This window comes from Gilliamella sp. B2969 (assembly GCF_026536195.1).
In the GTDB taxonomy this organism is placed as follows: domain Bacteria; phylum Pseudomonadota; class Gammaproteobacteria; order Enterobacterales; family Orbaceae; genus Gilliamella.
Window position 1 is genome coordinate 161,142 of sequence record NZ_JAFNOP010000008.1, and the last position, 19,154, is coordinate 180,295.

The 19,154-nt window shown below is 35.4% G+C and carries 14 protein-coding genes and 1 pseudogene; 8 read left to right on the forward strand and 7 right to left on the reverse strand.

Going from position 1 to position 19,154, the window contains the following annotated elements; genetic code table 11:
• Positions 1–76 precede the first annotated feature (76 nt).
• Both J3U66_RS08960 and J3U66_RS08965 read left to right on the forward strand, forming a co-directional pair.
• A complete protein-coding gene (locus J3U66_RS08960; protein ID WP_267333272.1) occupies positions 77–739 on the forward strand; it encodes an NADPH-dependent F420 reductase in 663 nt (220 codons plus the stop codon).
• Positions 740–862: 123 nt separating this feature from the next.
• Positions 863–1,642 (forward strand): SDR family NAD(P)-dependent oxidoreductase, encoded by a 780-nt coding sequence (locus J3U66_RS08965; RefSeq protein ID WP_416379571.1) that lies wholly within the window; start codon positions 863–865, stop codon positions 1,640–1,642.
• Between the two features lie 140 nt (positions 1,643–1,782).
• Here the strand turns inward: J3U66_RS08965 and J3U66_RS08970 are convergent, their stop codons facing one another.
• The gene (locus tag J3U66_RS08970; RefSeq protein WP_267333270.1) at positions 1,783–2,085 is read right to left on the reverse strand and encodes a MerR family transcriptional regulator; all 303 of its coding nucleotides are present in this window, start codon (positions 2,083–2,085) and stop codon (positions 1,783–1,785) included.
• 147 nt (positions 2,086–2,232) lie between these two features.
• Between J3U66_RS08970 and J3U66_RS08975 the strand changes: the two genes are divergently transcribed.
• Complete coding sequence (locus J3U66_RS08975; RefSeq protein ID WP_267348770.1) at positions 2,233–3,396, forward strand: MFS transporter; 1,164 nt, start codon at positions 2,233–2,235, stop codon at positions 3,394–3,396.
• A 3-nt stretch (positions 3,397–3,399) separates the two neighbouring features.
• Complete coding sequence (locus J3U66_RS08980; protein ID WP_267348771.1) at positions 3,400–4,068, forward strand: YcdB/YcdC domain-containing protein; 669 nt, start codon at positions 3,400–3,402, stop codon at positions 4,066–4,068.
• Positions 4,069–4,174: 106 nt separating this feature from the next.
• Here the strand turns inward: J3U66_RS08980 and metG are convergent, their stop codons facing one another.
• Positions 4,175–6,202 (reverse strand): methionine--tRNA ligase, encoded by a 2,028-nt coding sequence (gene metG / locus J3U66_RS08985; protein ID WP_267343586.1) that lies wholly within the window; start codon positions 6,200–6,202, stop codon positions 4,175–4,177.
• Positions 6,203–6,459: 257 nt separating this feature from the next.
• Here metG and apbC point away from each other — a divergent pair, with 257 nt between their 5' ends.
• Positions 6,460–7,527, forward strand: a complete 1,068-nt coding sequence (gene apbC, locus J3U66_RS08990) for an iron-sulfur cluster carrier protein ApbC (protein WP_267333266.1) — start codon at positions 6,460–6,462, stop codon at positions 7,525–7,527.
• 88 nt (positions 7,528–7,615) lie between these two features.
• On the opposite strand, the gene J3U66_RS08995 is transcribed toward apbC, so the two are convergent.
• Positions 7,616–8,362 carry an acid phosphatase gene (locus J3U66_RS08995; protein ID WP_267333265.1) on the reverse strand — a complete coding sequence of 249 codons (747 nt, stop codon included), beginning with the start codon at positions 8,360–8,362 and terminating at the stop codon, positions 7,616–7,618.
• A 233-nt stretch (positions 8,363–8,595) separates the two neighbouring features.
• The gene (locus tag J3U66_RS09000; protein WP_267333264.1) at positions 8,596–8,949 is read right to left on the reverse strand and encodes a DMT family protein; all 354 of its coding nucleotides are present in this window, start codon (positions 8,947–8,949) and stop codon (positions 8,596–8,598) included.
• Between the two features lie 264 nt (positions 8,950–9,213).
• Between J3U66_RS09000 and tpx the strand changes: the two genes are divergently transcribed.
• Positions 9,214–9,729, forward strand: a complete 516-nt coding sequence (tpx, locus tag J3U66_RS09005) for a thiol peroxidase (protein WP_267333263.1) — start codon at positions 9,214–9,216, stop codon at positions 9,727–9,729.
• Between the two features lie 143 nt (positions 9,730–9,872).
• Entirely contained in the window at positions 9,873–11,048 is a 1,176-nt protein-coding gene (locus J3U66_RS09010; protein ID WP_267333262.1) for a sugar transporter, read from the forward strand.
• 15 nt (positions 11,049–11,063) lie between these two features.
• Here J3U66_RS09010 and J3U66_RS09015 read toward each other — a convergent pair whose 3' ends face one another.
• Positions 11,064–12,989: an ABC transporter ATP-binding protein gene (locus tag J3U66_RS09015; protein ID WP_267333261.1), complete on the reverse strand. Its 1,926-nt coding sequence runs from the start codon at positions 12,987–12,989 to the stop codon at positions 11,064–11,066.
• Positions 12,990–13,187: 198 nt separating this feature from the next.
• Here J3U66_RS09015 and J3U66_RS09020 point away from each other — a divergent pair, with 198 nt between their 5' ends.
• Positions 13,188–15,356, forward strand: coding sequence for a phage holin family protein (locus J3U66_RS09020; protein ID WP_267343589.1), 2,169 nt, complete (start codon positions 13,188–13,190; stop codon positions 15,354–15,356).
• Between the two features lie 69 nt (positions 15,357–15,425).
• Here J3U66_RS09020 and glyA read toward each other — a convergent pair whose 3' ends face one another.
• Together glyA and J3U66_RS09030 are read right to left on the reverse strand one after the other, a co-directional pair.
• Positions 15,426–16,682 carry a serine hydroxymethyltransferase gene (glyA, locus tag J3U66_RS09025; RefSeq protein ID WP_267333259.1) on the reverse strand — a complete coding sequence of 419 codons (1,257 nt, stop codon included), beginning with the start codon at positions 16,680–16,682 and terminating at the stop codon, positions 15,426–15,428.
• A 1,051-nt stretch (positions 16,683–17,733) separates the two neighbouring features.
• Positions 17,734–19,154, reverse strand: a pseudogene (locus tag J3U66_RS09030) (hypothetical protein); the annotation flags it as partial.

Sequence of the window (19,154 nt, forward strand, 5' to 3'; positions counted from 1 at the left end):
CAATTATTATCGTATTTATTATCTATTATTTTATAAAGATAATACAACAACTTTATTTATTTAATGGAAATACAAAATGAAAAAAATATCGATTATTGGCGCTGGCTTTATTGGTCAAGCTTGTGCAAAATTATTTATAGAATCTGGGTATCAAGTTATGCTAAGTAACTCAAGAGGAAAAAACACACTTTACAGCGTGGCAAGCGCGATAGGTTGTCAAATCGGCAGTCAACAAGAAGCCATAGAATTTAGTGATATCATCGTAACTGCAATACCATTTGCTAACTATAAACAGTTACCAACAGATTTACTAAGTAACAAAATTATTATTGATACCATGAACTACTATCCTGACAGGGATGGTCATTTTGAGTTATTGGATAATCATCAAATAACAACCAGCGAACTTGTCGCTCAACACCTTAATCAATCAAAAGTAGTCAAAGCATTCAATGCTATTCTTGCAAAAGATATCGTTAAAGATGCGAAACCAAATGATAAAGTTAACAGAAGAGCGCTGCCTGTCGCTGGTAATGATATGCCGAGCAAACAGATAGTTTGTCAGTTACTTGACCAAATTGGCTATGATTATATTGATGTTGGCAATTTATCAGAAAGCTGGCGATTCGAACGAGCTAAACCAGCTTATTGCATTTCACTTAATCGTGAACAATTAAAAGAAGCTTTAGCAAAAGCGACCAAAGAAGATGAATTACCACATAATTCATGGAAATCTTAAATTAAGAAATACAATTCAATTATCTCTAATGCTTTAATATTAAAAAAATGACAATTAGCCGTTTTATTTAATTACTAGACAAATTAAATTTAATAATCGTTTTAATGGAAATAAAATATGAATATGACAGATAAAAGATACACAGCTATAACAGGTGCGAGCTCTGGTATAGGTTATGCAACAGCACTTGAATTTGCTAAACGCAACAAATCCCTTATTCTTATTGCAAGAAGGGAAGAACAATTAATTGATCTTAAAAACAAAATTGCAGAGATCAACCCAGCGGTCGATGTCATTATAAAATTATGTGATTTATCAGTAGCCAGTAATGTACATTCACTTTTTCAAGATCTTGATCAATATTTTATCGAGACTTGGATTAACAATGCAGGTTTTGGCAATTATGGAAGTGTTAAAGAGCAGGACTTAAATAAAATAGAATCAATGCTACATTTAAATATCGAAGCATTAACAATTCTATCAACGCTGTATGTGCGTAAATACCAAGATCAAGCAAATACTCAAATAATTAATCTTTCATCAAGAGGCGGATACACAATAGTACCAAATGCGGTCACATACTGTGCAACTAAATTTTATGTTAGTGCATTCACTGAAGGTTTAGCTCACGAATTAAAACAAGCTAAAGCGCCATTACAAGCTAAAGTGCTGGCGCCTGCGGCAACCAAAACAGAGTTTGGACAAAAAGCTAACAATGTCACCGATTATGACTACAATAAAAGCTTTGCTAAATATCATTCAGCCGAACAAATGGCACAATTTTTGTTAGCGTTATACGATAGTGATAAAGTCGTTGGTGAAATTAGCACTAAAGACTTTTCATTCTCACTTAAAGATGGCCTATTCCCCTATTCAGGCAATCCAGCTGAAAATCAAAAATAGTAAGATGATGCCATATTACTATTGAATGATATTTGAATAAAAACTAACTCAAAACCATAACATTGTTATCGTTTTGAGTTTTTTTAAACCTAATTTAAATAAATGGTAGCTTAACAGCTAGTGTCTAAAAAAACCTATTGTTACATCTGAATTAAACTCATCAATGAGCCAATTTTAGCAAACCTTTCTTCAACTTTCTTCGCTGCGCCATCTAATGAATATCCATCATCAATCAATTCTTGAATAAGAATTATCTTTTTAATATTGGCTAAATCAAATTGGCGAGATTTAGATTGTGGGTCAACTGTTTTGATGATGCCTTTTTCTTCCCAATAACGTAATTTTCTCACTGGAATTTTAGTCATTTCAGAAACTTCCCCAATACCAACAATCACTGTTGATAAAAAGTCATCATATGTATTTTTTAGTGAATTATCACCCATGTCGAAAACCTGTTTATAGTCAAAATAAGCACTTATTATAAGGCACAATATCTTTAAACAACAAATAATGTTGTATTTAAGATAAAAATGACTCTATAATTCAATAATTGCACTTTAACTACAATTATTGAACATTTAGAGCTTAACATGAAATATAAATTAATTATAGGTACCTTTTACATTCCACTTATTGCACTGGCCGTTGTGAGTCAACTTTATATATTAATGCCTGTCTCAACCAATCTATTACTTTTTGTGACTCACGCAAGTGCCGATAATATTGGATTATTAACCACCTTTTTTGGCATTTTCTACGCTATCGGACTGATTGTCTGGGGAAGTTTATCAGACAAAATCGGCAAGGATCTCACTTTAATCATTGGTCTGCTATTACTTGCCTGCGTTAGTTTTATCTTACCACTGCTAGCAAACTACTATTTACTACTGCTTGCTCGTTCAGCTCAGGGATTTTGCGCCGCCTCGTTTCCGCCTGTTGCTTTAGCGTGGATTTCGATTAACCTACCTGACAGCTCAAAATCTAAAGCGATATCAATAATTAGTTGTGCATTTTTACTTGCAGCAACAATTGGGCAATGGTTAGGGTCGTTATTGATTTCAAACTCACTGCTTTATGCAATGTGGTTTTTAGGCGGTATTTATGCGAGTGGTGCCACTATTTTTTACGTCTATCACTTAAAAAGCGAAAAAAATAATCTGGCCGTACCAAGTACAACGCTTATTACAATATTGTCTAAGTTACCAACTATACTGATCAATAAAAAATTGTTTCCAGTATATCTCTGCTCATTATTCGTTTTACTCGGTTTTGTTGCACTTTATTCCGTATTATATCGTAGCTCGCTTATCAGCCATATTCCAACTTTAAGAAGCATTGGCATTGTTGCTATGTTATTTAGTTTAACCGCAAGTTATCTATTTAAAGTGATCAAACCCGCATATGTGCTAGCAATAGCGCTTTGCGTAATGGCATTAACATTATTGATACAGGCATTTTTTATAAATGATCAAATTAACACATTAATTATCCTCTATCTCTCTCATTTCATATTCATCATTGGTCTTGCCTATGCTATTCCTTCTATGATTGTATATGTAGCAACACAATCAGAGATCAAAGATAGAGGTATTGCAACATCACTATATACTTGTATTTTGTTTATTGGTGTAAGTCTTGGAGCATTTTTACCGTCTTTAATTAACCCTTTTGTACTAATAACCGCGCTTTCTCTTTTACTTTTACTCTGCGCAATCCAACTCACCATCAATTTAACCCTCATCATAAGGAATTGATTTATGATAGAACGATTAATCAAACTGACACTAATATTAAGTTTTTGTTATTCAACATGCTATGCTCAACAATTGCACCAAACAAAGGAAAATACGATGGCCTTAATAGAGTTAACAAACATCAGTACCCAAGCTGCACCCAATTTACAACAACTATTAGATAATAATGAACTTAATTTTAAGTTAGTTTTAACTATTGAAGTAATGCACAATCAACAACCAGTGACACTATATCGTTTTGAACCGCAAGAAACCATGCAACTTCATAACCAGCATATCTCATTTTTATTGGATAATAATACCGGGAAATTAGAAGGATTTGTTAAATTATTGCCGAAATATCAATCATCTAAAGCGCAAGTTGATAAAGATAAAGCCTTATCCATTACACTTAAATTTCTAGAAACTTATGCACCCGATTTATTAAACAACTTTAACAATAATTGGATAGATACGCATGATGAACAAATCATTGTTGACGGAAAAAAAGTGACGTTGACAGGTATGAAGGTAAAATGCCGTGATTTAAATACAGGTCTTTACTTTTGGACAATTATTGCACCAGACGAAACAGTAATGGTTTTTGAAAGGGATGTTGAATGGGACTTTATTCGTGCAGGTCGCCAAACACAAAAATGGTTGCACGATAGTTGGTTAAGTAAAAATTTATAATTCAACTAACCATCGTAGTGAGGTGCAATTTCATTTAAATATCTACTTAAAAACATCTTAACAAGCTTTTACGTTTAGCTTGTTAAGATGTGAATAATATAAACAGTTACGAAATTCGCATACCCGGTTTTGCTCCGCTATCTGGCGATAATAAGTAAACACCTTCGCTATCGTCTTTACCGCTTGCACATAGTACCATCCCTTCTGAAATACCAAAGCGCATCTTACGTGGAGCCAAGTTGGCGATCATAATGGTTAATCTACCAACTAAAACCGCTGGATCTGGATAGAACTGTTTAATGCCCGAAAATACGTTGCGAGTTTCGTCACCAATATCAAGTGTTAACTGCAATAACTTATCAGAGCCGTCAACAACAGTTGCATTTTTAATTAAGGCAACGCGCATATCCACTTTGGCAAAATCATCAAAATTGATCGTGTCAGCAATAGGTTCGGCGACGTTTTCTTTAGCTGGTGTCGCTAATGCAGCTTGTTGTTTTGTTTCGTCAATCATTGCAGTAATTTTATCCATATCGATACGGTTAAATAGGGCTTTAAATCGGTTAATAGTGTGTCCAATTAAAGGTTGATTAATCGAATCCCACGCTAATTGGCTACCTAAAAATTCTTCGGTGCGCTGTGCTAATGACGGCACGATTGGTTTTAAATAAGTCATCAAAATACGGAATAGATGAATACCCATTGAGCAAATATCTTGTAGAGTTTGCTCCTGCCCCTCTTGTTTAGCCACTACCCATGGCGCTTTTTCATCAATATAGCGATTAGCTTCATCAGCCAGTGCCATGATTTCACGTATTGCTTTCCCTGATTCACGTTGTTCAAAGTAGTCAGCAATCACGATTGATTTTTCGACAAATAACGCATAAAGCTCGGGTTCAGCAAGATTATCAGATAATTTACCGTCAAACCGTTTACTAATAAAGCCTGCCGAACGCGAGGCAATATTCACCACTTTGTTAACTAAATCACTATTTACACGTTGAACAAAATCTTCTAAGTTTAAATCGATATCATCAATATGTGGTGATAATTTCGCGGCATAATAGTAACGCAAACAGTCAGGATCTAAATGTTTTAAATAGGTACTTGCTTGGATAAAGGTACCGCGTGATTTTGACATTTTAGCGCCATCGACTGTCACATAACCATGCACAAAAATATTGGAAGGTTTACGATGTTCGCTACCGTCTAACATTGCCGGCCAAAACAAGCTATGGAAGTAAACAATATCTTTACCGATAAAATGGTAAAGTTCAGTTGTTGAGTCTTTGTTCCAAAACTCATCAAAAATCGGTTTATTATGTTTATTGCAGTAATTGAGGAAAGAGCCCATATAACCGATTGGCGCATCTAACCAAACATAAAAATATTTACCTGGTGCGTCTGGAATTTCAAAGCCAAAATAAGGCGCATCACGGCTAATGTCCCATGGTTGTAATCCTGCTTCAAACCACTCCTGCATTTTATTAGCCACTTGATCTTGTAGTGTGCCTGAACGAATCCACGCTTGTAACATATCGGAAAACGCAGGCAAGTCAAAAAAGAAGTGCTCAGAATCTTTCATAATCGGCGTTGCACCAGATACCACCGATTGCGGATTGATTAAATCAATCGGATTATAGGTTGCACCACAAACTTCGCAATTATCGCCATATTGGTCTGGTGATTTACAACGAGGGCAAGTCCCTTTCACAAAACGATCAGGTAAAAACATCTGTTTTTCGGGATCGAATAATTGTGAAATAACTTTAGTTTTAATATAGCCATTAGCTTTTAGCTTTTTATAAATTTGCTCTGATATTTCACGATTTTCAGGACTATGCGTTGAGTGGTAATTATCGTAACTAATATTAAAACCAGCAAAATCTCGTTGGTGCTCGATGTTAACGTCTGCAATCATTTGCTCTGGTGTCATACCTAATTGCTGAGCTTTAAGCATGATTGGCGTACCATGCGCATCGTCAGCACAAATAAAATAGATCTCATTACCACGCATACGTTGATAACGTACCCAAACATCAGCTTGAATATGCTCAAGCATATGCCCTAAGTGAATTGAACCATTTGCGTAAGGAAGCGCACAAGTCACCAATATTTTGCGTTTTGTTGTCATGTCGATTAATTACCTTTTATTACATAATGGCGGAAATAGTACATCAATCGTGGGATTATCGCTAGATTTATGCCATAATTTAATAACATTTCTCTCAAATTCAACATGAATTCAAAGTGTAATAGGCATAATTAATCATATAAAATGGCAATACTTAATTTATCGATTAGATAACTGTTTGTCATCGTACTTGAAATACTAATAATTTAAAACAATATAAGTAGAAATCTGGTACACAAAATTTAAGGTCAAAAAACATGGAAGCAAAACAGATTCTTGAAACATTTACCCATCCTACTTTACAAAAAAATTTAGTTGCACTTGGTGCGGTTAAGCGGTGTGAATATGTTGATGAGTCACTTTCAATTCATTTAACCATGCCATTTGCTTGGGGACTTGCTTTTGAAGAGTTAAAAGCTAAGTTAACGCCTGAGTTACTTAAGTTAGACAATGTTAACCATGTGAATTGGCAGCTTGACTATAACATAGCCACTTTAAAACGTGCCAATAGCCAACATGCAGTTAAAAATATTAAAAACATTATTGCTGTTAGCTCAGGAAAAGGCGGAGTTGGTAAATCGTCAACAGCAATTAATCTTGCTCTTGCGTTACAAGCACAAGGCGCTAAAGTTGGCATTTTAGATGCTGATATCTATGGTCCTTCTATTCCAACAATGTTAGGCACAGAAAAACAACAACCATTAACCCCTGATAATAAACATATGAGCCCTATTATGGCATATGGATTAGCGAGTAACTCTATTGGTTATTTAGTTGATGCTGATGGTGCTATGGTATGGCGAGGACCAATGGCAAGTAAAGCATTGCTACAAATTTTACAAGATACACTTTGGCCCGAACTCGATTATTTAGTTATCGATATGCCGCCAGGCACTGGCGATATACAATTAACTCTTGCACAAAGTATTCCTGTGACAGCCGCGGTTATTGTTACAACGCCACAAGATATTGCTTTAATTGACGCTAAAAAAGGCATTACCATGTTCAATAAAGTCAACATTCCAACGCTGGGAATTGTTGAAAATATGAGTTATCACATCTGTGAAAATTGTGGTCATCATGAAGCTATTTTTGGAGAAGGTGGCGCTAAACATTTAGCCGAGCAATATCACACTAAATTATTGGGCCAAATACCCCTACATAAAATGTTAAGACAAGATCTCGATTCTGGCAAACCAACTGTAATTAGTCACCCTGAAAGTGACTTTACACAACTTTATTGTCAAATAGCCAGCTTAATTGCCAGTGAACTTTATTGGCAAGGTGAAACTATTTTGCCAGATATATCATTTAAAGCAGTATAAGGGTTAATTAATTGGCTTTTTATAATTAAAAGCCAATTTCATTGCGAATTATTCATCACAACTTAATAACGCTAAGTTAAATTTTAGATCAATGTTTTTTTAAATGACTAAATTCTGTTTTAGCTTTAGCTAATTGCTGATTAAATGCAGGATTAGTATGTAATTGCGCGACAACTGCTGCTGCCATCACTTTAGCGGCATCCACATCACTCTGCCAGTGATAGCCACAAATTACCCGACTTTCACCAATCTCATAACCACGTTTTAAAATTTCATTTTGACGCTCAGGATTTATCTCAGCCAACACTAGCGAAATAGCAAACCCCATTGTGGTGTGACCTGACGGATATGAACCATTAGTGGATAAAGTTTTTTCGTCTTCAGGGCGACAAGTTGGTTCGTTAAAAAAAGAGAAAGGCCTGACTCGGTTATAATGGTTTTTCGCTGAACGTGTGGCGAGATCCCCCGCATCTTCTTTCATTGTGGTAATTAGTTTATAAATCTCAGGAGTTGTTGTGATTGATATTTCGTGACCAAAAGATGGCGAAAACTGCTTAGTAACATTATCTTTACTGGAATCGGCATCTAAATAGGCTTGATGACCGCGCTCGGTATTACGCATAGATTTTCCCCAATCATATTGAGCTTTATCTCTCAAAAAATCAATACTATTATAAGATGGTGGAGGCGGTAGCAATAATAGGCTATCAGGTGCTTGATCTTCTTTAAGATAAAAATCTTGCGGATCGGTAGTGACATCTTTAACGCCTACCGCAAAAGTATTTGCACAAAATAAACAACCAATGATAATACTTTTGACAAAAAGTTGTTTCATATACATCTCCTTACTAAACTTGGCATTACACTATCAATATAGTCTATGAAACAAATTGCCTTGTTAGTTTCTTCAAGTAATAAAAAATTTCGATAATACGTTGTTAAAACGCTATTTAATCAGATTGACCACTTCGCAGTCAGCCAATCTTAAATTGAATTATTTTAGGAATAAACAGTCGGATTTTTATTATGTGATAAGTGTCACATATTGATTCAGGTTGTGAAAGTTTATTAAGCCAAGATCTTATCTCGAAACATAAAAAATACAGCGCCAAGCAAACATAAACCGGCCCAAATATAATCCGTTTTGAATGGTTCTTTTAAAATGTAAATTGAAAATGGAATAAACACAGACAAACTAATCACTTCTTGAATAATTTTTAACTGACCCGCTGTCGCGACTTGAAAACCAATTCGATTAGCAGGGACTTGTAATAAATATTCAAATAATGCAATACCCCAACTTATAAAAACAGCAACTATCCAAGCTTGATTATGTAAAAAACGTAAATGTCCATACCAAGCAAAAGTCATAAAAATATTACTAAAAGTAAGTAAACACACAGTGATAAGAAGTTGGCTCATAATAATCAATAAAGTAGTAGAAAGGGAAATAACATTATATACCTACACCTAATAAAGCTGCAAAATGGATAAATAACCATTTCGTTTACATCGCAATGTTTTTAGCAATTTTATTAATTGGGTAAATCATCATTATTCACCTTGTCATACTATTGATGATTTTTTAATCTAGCTTTATAGTAAAGGGAGTTTTTCTATTCTCACCTTTCCATCTTATTTCTACCACTATTAAGTTAATGTGACACTAAAAATTAGGAGACAGCTATGCAAAAACGAGTTAATGAAGTCACGATGAAAGGAACGCCTGTTACTTTGCTAGGACCAAAAATAACAATTGGTGATACTGCACCAGATTTTACTGTTGAAAATAGTAAAATGGAGCCGATAAAATTATCCGATTTTAAAGGCAAGGTTAGAATAATTAATTCAGTGCCATCAATTGATACTTCTGTGTGCAGTGCGCAAGTTCACCGTTTTAATGTTGAAGCTGCAAAATTAAAAGATGTCGTAATATTCTCTGTCAGTGTCGATCTTCCATTTGCATTAAATCGATACTGCGCGGCCGAAGGAATTGATGCAGTAAAAGTGACATCAGATCACAAAGATCTGGATTTTGGTTTAAAATATGGTGTTGTTATTGAAGAAAAACGATTACTTACAAGAGCTGTGTTTGTCGTTGATAAACATGATAAAATCGCTTATGTTGAATATGTTAAAGAAACGTCGGACGAACCTAATTACGATAAAGTGTTAGCCGCAGTCACAGCGTTAACAAACTAATTTTACCCATTATGAAAGCTATGTCATCTAAAGATTATAGATGGCATAGCTAAGCAAGATTTATGCTACCTATCCGTTTAATAACTAACAATATTCAGTTATAATTATTGAAAATCAATTTATCCCTTCAATAAAGTTATATCATGAATAATGCCAATAAACGGTCTCGAATTTGGTCGTCGATACTTTGTCTGGCTTTTGCTGGATTCATTTTCAACACCACTGAATTTGTGCCCGTTGGATTACTACCCAACATTGCTGAAAGTTTTTCGATGGATGTTGCTCATGCTGGGCTTTTATTAACCATTTATGCTTGGGCGGTATCGTTATTGTCTTTGCCATTGACAGTATTGACTTCAAAAATGGAAAGACGAAAATTATTAGCAGGACTTTTTTGTTTGTTTATTTGTAGTCACATTTTAGCGGGTTTTGCTTGGAATTTTTATAGTTTAATGGTGGCGAGAATTGGTATTGCTTGTGCGCATGCCGTTTTTTGGGCTATCACTACGCCATTAGCAGTTCGATTAGCGCCAAATGGCAAACGGGCACAAGCAATGAGTTTTATTGTTGTGGGTACATCAATGGCTACCGTATTAGGTATTCCAATTGGTACAATGATAGGACAACTCGTGGGATGGCGAGCAACCTTTTTATGCATCAGTATCATTGCATTTTCAATTATGGTGTTATTACTCTACTTATTGCCTCAAGTGCCGAGCTTAAATGTCATTTCACTAAAAGACATTCCAAAAGTGTTAAAACGCCCTGTTCTTTTGAATATCTATTTATTGACGGCGATAATTATCACCGGTCATTTTACGGCTTACACGTATATCACACCATTTATGATGAAAGTGGGCGGTTTTAGTCAACATGTTATTGTCATTATATTATTAGCTGTTGGATTTTCAGGCATGATAGGTAGCATACTATTTGCTCGCTATGCTGACAAATACCCTATTGCAATTCTTGTCTTACCGATGATAGGGCTAATAATTTGTTTATTGTCTTTATATGTTTGTGCTTTAAGCCTTTATACTGCCATTATGCAAAGTATGTTATGGGGTCTTTCGATAACTATTATTGGTATGGTAATGCAAAGCAAAGTGATTGACGCTGCGCCTGATGCCGCAGATATTGCCACCTCGGTCTATTCAGGTATTTACAATATCGGAATTGGTGGCGGTGCTTTTGTCGGTAGCCAAGTTTTAGTCGTACTTTCAACCCATTACATTGGCTTTATTGGTTCAATTTTTGTTGTTCTTGCATTACTTTTATTCTTCTTATTATCCAAACGAATTTGGTTATTAGCAAAATAAGCGCTAAACAAGCGCTTATTGGCTTAACGATTCAAGTTGTTCCCAGCGTGTAAATACAGTTTCTAACTCAGCTTCTTTATCGGCCAAATCTTGTAATATTTTGCTGGTAACGTCATGAGGTTGGTTAAAAAAGTCACTATGACCTATTTGTGTTTGTAAATCACTAATAGCCACCTCGAGTTGCTCAATCTTAATTGGTAATTGGGTCAATTCACGTTGCTCATTATAACTCAGTTTGACTCTCTTTTTAGTGGTTTGATCTTTATTATCAACAACTATATTAGCTTCGTTGTTAGTTGATTTACTCGACTGATTAAGGGTTATTTGTGCTTTAACGGGATTGGCTTGTTGCTGTTGTTGTAAAGCATCACTGTAACCACCTGCATAAATACCAATATGACCATGATCTTCAAAAAACCAGCATTGTGTGACAACATTATCCACAAATTGCCTATCGTGACTAACAAGTAAAACCGTTCCTTGATAATCATTAACAAGTTCTTCTAATAATTCTAACGTCTCAATATCAAGATCATTGGTTGGTTCATCAAGTACTAATAAATTACTTGGTTTTAAAAAGAGTTTTGCTAATAACAGACGATTACGCTCACCACCGGATAATGCTCTTACTGGTGTACGTGCTCGTTTGGGTGGAAATAGAAAATCCTGTAAATAACCTAAAACATGCCTTGAGCGCCCATTTACCATCACTTCTTGCTTACCTTCAGCAAGATTATCCATTACGTTTTTTTCGGGATCGAGTTCTAATCGATACTGGTCAAAGTACGCAACTTCTAACTTGGTTCCACAATGAACATGACCGGATGTTGGGACTAAATCACCTAACATTAATTTAAGTAATGTCGTTTTACCCACTCCATTAGGTCCAATTAACGCGATCTTATCACCTCTTAAGACTTGCACGGTAAAATCGTTGATTAATTGTTTATTTTCAATTTGATAACTGACATTATCAAGTTCAAAAACAATTTTACCTGATCTTAATGCTTCTTCGATTTGCATCTTAGCACTGCCCATCACTTGACGGCGCTCCCGATGCTCTTGCCGCATTGCTTTTAAGGCGCGTACTCTACCTTCGTTACGTGTGCGACGTGCTTTAATGCCTTGACGAATCCAAACCTCTTCTTGAGCTAATTTTTTATCAAATTCGGCATTTTGTAGTTCTTCAACGCGTAATGCTTCTTCTTTGCCAATTAAATAACTATCATAATCACAACCCCATGATGCAACCTTACCGCGATCCAAATCAATAATACGCGTCGCCATTTGTCGAATAAAAGATCGGTCATGAGAAATAAAAACAATACTGCCATTAAAACTTTTTAAAAACTCTTCTAACCATTTAATCGTTTCAATATCCAAATGATTGGTAGGCTCATCAAGTAATAAAACCGTTGGTTGACAAACTAACGCTTTGGCTAAAGCGGCTTTACGTAACCATCCGCCCGACAATGATGACAATAATGCATCACCATCTAAAGAAAGTGATGAAATCACATTACGAATACGATTATCAAGTTGCCAACCATTTTGATGATCAAGTTGCTCTTGAATTTTTGCCAACTTAGTTAAATTACTTTCTGTTGGATTTTGCTCAATTTGATGAGATAAATCATAATAATCTCGTAATAATTGCGCCTGATCTTTTAATCCTTCTGCCACAAAATCAAATACATTACCTTGAATATCTCGAGGAGGATCTTGTTGAAGGCGTGAAACAATAACATTATTTTCATAAATAATTTGCCCTTCATCTAAAGGCACTTCTTTATTAAGGACTTTAAGTAACGTCGATTTACCTGCTCCATTACGTCCAACAAGACAAACTCGTTCATTTACTTCAATCGACAGATCAATATGATCAAGCAGGGGCGCATCACTAAATGAAAGATAAGCATTTGTAAGGTTAATTAATGACATATTTTTGGTTTTATTTGGATATTAAATAATAAAGCGTTATTCTATCATAAAGTTGTAATAGGCAACTAAATTCAATTTTCAAAGTTGTAGTTAAAGGCTTCACTATGGTGAGCATTCAATGCTCTTCTTTTAAAAAATAAATACTGCGATATTTTTACTATTTATCACTATCAATGATATTTCATTATGGAGGTTATGATGAGCCATATGTGGACATTTCAACGTGTGGGTGGATTAGATCAAGTCGTTTTTAAAAGTGCTGACGATATTATTGATTTACCACAATTAGATCCCAAATTATGGGTGGCATTAAGTTGCCCTACAACAGGGTTAGATTTTGACGAAAGAACGCTTGCTTTATTAGATGATGATAAAGATGGGCGGATTCGTATTCCTGACATTCTAAATGCAATTAATTGGATAAAAGACAAACTAGTATCTTTTGATAATATTTTAACAAGCCGCCCAACCTTACCTTTATCAGAGATCAACACATCGACCGAACAAGGTAAAAAATTATTAATAACCGCTCGTAGTATCTTAGCCAATCTAGGCAAAAATCAAGCAGAGTCTTTGACTCAAGATGATGTACAACAATCGTTTAAAATAAATGCAAGTAAACTCTATAATGGCGATTTAATTTTTCCTGCATCGGCTCAATTACCAACTCAAATGCAATCTTTTATTGAATTTGCCATTAAAACTGTTGGTGCAGAAAAAGATATGAGTGGGCAAGATGGTATAACGCTCGACATCGCTAAGGCTTTTGCAAGCAATATCAAGATATGGCAACAATGGCAAACAGATATTAGTAATACCCAAACACCTTTTGGTGCAAATAGTGCAGAAATATGGAAATTAATCCAATTACTTAAACCTAAAATTGATGATTATTTTTTACGTGTTGAACTGGCGCAATATGCGCCCCAAGCACAATCATCACTCAATGTTGATGAGAAGTATATTGTGCCAAATCAAAATGGACTGTTATCAAATGAAGCACTCGCTCAATTACCTCTATCTAAAATTGATAACAGCCTTACGCTTGACTTAGTCAATGGTCTTAATCCGCTTTGGAAAGATAAAATTAGCCGATTTAAAACATTAGTTGCAACTTCATTGACTAATCCAAATCAACTCAGTCAATCAGAGTGGAAAGCGATACAACATAGTTTAGAAGGTTACGCTACATTGATTAATTCTAAACCGGAAATGGTGAAATTAAATGTCACAACCAACCCAACGGAAAGTATAGAGGATATACCAAATCAACTTTTCAATGGTACGACGATAGATGATTTATTGCTTGAATTTGAAAAAATGATTGAACAAGACAGTAAAACACCAATTTCAGCATCAGATGTATTAGTGTTAGAAAAACTGGTGCTTTTTCAAAAACACCTTTATCGTTTATTAGTTAACTTTGCTTCATTTGCTGATTTCTTTTCACTTGAAAAAAGAGCCGCATTTCAATTAGGAAAACTTTATATTGACGGTCGTTGTGCCACATTGTGTGTTGCAGTAGAAAATATAGCTAAACACTCAACGATGGCCAATTACTCCGAGTTATGTCTACTTTATTGTGAATGTACCAGACTAGGCGAAAAACAGACTATTGCAGCAGCAATCACAGCGGGCCAAGGTGATCTATTAATAGAGGGGCGTAATGGTGTATTTATCGACAACGATGGCAATGACTGGGATGCCAATGTAGTTAAAATGATTACTAAACCGATTAGTATTCAACAAGCAATATGGGCACCTTATCAACGTATAGGGCGTTTAATTACGGAACAAATTAACAAATGGGCAACAAGCAAAGATGCTGATATCGAAAAATCCAGTGAAAAAGTCATCCAACAGCCAGAAACAAAATTTGATATTGGTAAAAGTGTCGGAATTTTTGCTGCGATAGGCTTAGCTGTTGGTGCCATAGGTACTGCACTAGCCACACTATTTCAAGCTATTTTTTCACTTACTTGGTGGCAATTTCCACTGGTTTTTATCGGTCTGTTTTTAATTATTTCAGGTCCTTCTGTTGTTTTAGCTTGGTTAAAATTAAGGCGTAGAACACTTGGTCCTTTACTTGAAGCTTCCGGCTGGGCAATTAACGGGCAAGTAAAAATCAATCTATTATTAGGAAGATTACTTACCAGCAAAGCAGAACTACCGGAAAACGCTAAACGAAATTTACGCGATCCATTAAAAAGAAGAAATAAAAAATTAACTATAGCGTTTTGGTTAGCCATTGTAATTGGCATAGCTATAAGTGGAGGATGGCTTTGGTATAAAGGGTATTTCAATCAATATTTAGAACCGGAAAAGTCTTCAGTTCAAAAAAATACCACAACAACTTCAGAAAAATAAAAACATGAATAAAATATATTTATGATGATTAATTTCGCCGACTTAGCGGCCGGCGAATATCATTCAAAATTAATGTTGATAAACCGGTAGTCGCTTACAAATAGTTAACACTTTTTCTTTTACTGCTTGAATTGTTTGCTCATCATCAATATTATCGAGCACATCACACATCCAATTCGCGAGTTCTCGTGATTCGGCTTCTTTAAAACCACGTCGGGTAATTGCCGGCGTACCAATACGCACACCAGAGGTAACAAATGGGCTTTGTGGATCTTTAGGAACACTATTTTTATTCACTGTAATATTTGCACTACCTAAAGCAGCATCCGCTTCTTTACCTGTGATATTTTTATCAACCAAATCAATTAAAAATAGGTGGTTTTTAGTTTCGCCAGAAACTACTTTATAACCACGTTTTAAAATAACTTCAACCATAGCCTGTGCATTTTTTACGACTTGTTGTTGGTAAATTTTATATTCTGGCTCCATCGCTTCTTTCAGTGCAACTGCTTTTGCTGCAATAACATGCATTAAAGGGCCACCTTGCGCGCCAGGAAAGACCGATGAGTTTAATTTTTTATAAAGATCTTCACTACCATTTTTAGCTAAAATTAATCCACCACGTGGACCGCCAAGCGTTTTGTGTGTCGTTGTTGTTACAACGTGCGCATAAGGCACTGGATTTGGGTAAACACCTGCGGCAACTAAACCTGCAACATGGGCCATATCAACAAAAAAGTATGCCCCTACGCTATCAGCTATTTCACGCATACGTTTCCAATCAACAATACCTGAATAAGCTGAAAAACCACCAATAATCATTTTAGGTTGCGACTCTTTAGCGATTTTAGCTAATTGCTCATAATCGATATGACCGGTAGCATCAACACCGTAGGCAACAATATTATAAAGTTTACCTGAAAAACTAACAGGTGCGCCGTGCGTCAAGTGACCGCCTTCAGATAAATTCATGCCTAAAACAGTATCGCCGGGCTGTAAAAGTGCGGTATAAACAGCAAAGTTAGCTTGTGACCCAGAATGGGGCTGTACATTGGCATAATCGGCACCAAATAATGCTTTAGCACGATCTATGGCTAATTGCTCAACAATATCAACATATTCACAACCGCCATAATATCGTTTACCGGGATAACCTTCCGCATATTTATTGGTCAGTTGAGAGCCTTGAGCCTGCATCACACGTGGGCTGGTGTAATTTTCTGATGCGATAAGTTCGAGATGATCTTCTTGTCGTTGTTCTTCACCTTTAATCGCATCCCACAAATCCTTATCATAATCGGCAATTGTCATTTCTTTACTAAACATGTTGGCTCCTTGTTGTCAATCACATTGACCTTGCGGCTAATTGTTGTATTAATATGTTCAAAAAAAATCGTGTTCGATTATCGTTACTTAATTAACCAGCAATTTCAATCTTTTTTTAATCATTATAAGTAATATTTATATGAAAAATGCTGAAAAAGAGATTTGCTATTTTGGTCTACAGTTTTAATTAATCACTTACTAAAGGAATTGATAGGTCAGTTTCGCTTAGGTATTAACTCGTTGATAAAATAATAAGTAAAAATGTGAATAAATAGTGATTGGTTGAGTGAAATCGTTAATTAACTAGCGGATTGTTTTCATGCTTAGCCGATTTGATATCGGCTATTTCATTATTGTGTGAATAACTTTCTCTCAAAAAAAGTGTGTTGAGATTTTACATTATTTTAAAAAATAAAAATGCATGTTTTTTATACTAAAAATTTTATCTCAGACGGCTTCGCCCCTGTGATAAAATTTTTTCCTTCAAACCTCAGATAAAACCCGATTCTATTGATGATGGATATTTATCCTGTCGCCAATTCATTAAAAAATAATACTCTTGCTCGCTGAGTGTTAGCTGCCTGCTGGCTGCTAACTCTCTGCTCAAAGCCGATACTTCTAGGTTTTTTTCAGCCTCTACTAGCTCTGTTTCATTTTTTTGCTTGAGATACCAACTGTTATAATCTGCTAAATCCTCTATCTCATGTGTTAACTTTATTTCATAACCATAATTTTCTCTAATTTATCAATTATATCCATACTACATTTCACCTTTATCTAATCAATAGTGATTATGAATTTTAATCAAATCAGTAATGCTCATTTTGTATTCTGCTAGTAAAAAATTCATCCATCCATAAAGTTACTTGATATATTTATTCACTAAATAATACGCACATGTGTATGCCATAACATAAGCCTTATTTCAATGAAAACACTATTGTTCATTAAACAGACATTATAAAAAAACGGTGTTATCATCCTAAATTTTATTGCTTTTTTAAACCCAAATTTTTAAAAATCCAAAACACATGCTTGACATAAATGATTGCTAAGGAGCTACACATACTGAATAGACAAAACTACTTTTACCAAAAGGGAAGATACCTCCATCGTCGAAGTAAACACGATAATAAATATCACTTTGTCCAAGATCTCTTGTCCAGTATAGAGGTGTTTCGCTATTATTAAAATCTGCATTTGGATAATTTCCCATTTTGCCCCACTCAGCTAAAAAACTTGCCCCAATGTAACGCTGATAAAGTGAGTAATCCGATGTTGGTACAGCTGGTTGACAAGTTGGATCATCTAGAAATGGACAATTGGCGTTAGTAAGATCTTTTACTGTTGGAAGCTGATAACCTATGCTATCACACCAAGTTTCTGCGTTATCGTACCTAACTTTATTTTGTCCCCTATTAACAAACCACTGCTTTAACACAAACCCATATTTTATTACTTCTTTACCTTGATTATCTTTACCCACTAATTCAAATGTTGCAGGTAAGTTCGGTTTTGGAATAATACCAGGGGTAAGTGCTTGCTTTTGAGCCTCACTTGCAACAGGTCCAGTCAGTGTCACTCGCACACTGGTACCACTACTATTTGGAATCATTGTGGCTGTGATCCCCCCATGTGTTACTACAGGCCAATTTAATGCTCCTGTCCCGCTTATATCAAGATCAAAATATAAATTGTCAGCACCCGTAGTCGGAAAGTTAATGCCATATGACTCGGGCGTGATAGATTGAACAAGAAAACCATGGTCTGGATTCCAAATATTAGGTGGACCAGCAATCTCTCCACCTAGACCCTCATCATTGAAATGACGACCATATGCAAGGCTTGGTTTAACATAACATACTTTAGGCGTACTTGGGTAAAGATAATAACTATGGCTGCCCCCCGTAAAGCTTCCTATTGAAGGGATCCCATAATTTGTTGCTAACGAACCTGCATCTGCACTGAGTGTCAATTTATAAGGCGATTTACAGGTGTCTAACTCGCTATTTGGATTTGACTTGACATAATTGGTGACATCTTCTCCTGCCGCATTTTCCCACTTTATTTGCATATTACCTGTTATCGTAAATAATTTATCACCATCCGGATCGTGCCAATAATTATTTGTCACGACCACATTGGCTAAGGTCGTTGATGGATAATTTGCAAACGGCATATTTGTCACAATATCACTAAATGTCGATGACACCTTATCTATCATAATAGGATCTGTCGCACTTGAATTGTCTTCCAATGCCGAAATCACCTTATTTTTTGGTAAGGTGATTGATAACAACGGTAGTATTGTCGATGAAGCACTCTTACCATTGTCAAAACTTAAATACGGACTACTACCATTAATCGACTTTGCTGTTTGTGAACTCAATCCATAAACGGGCATACTAAACAGCACCGGACATAACAAAAACACTAACAATAAACGTCGTTTTATAAATAATTTTAATAAGT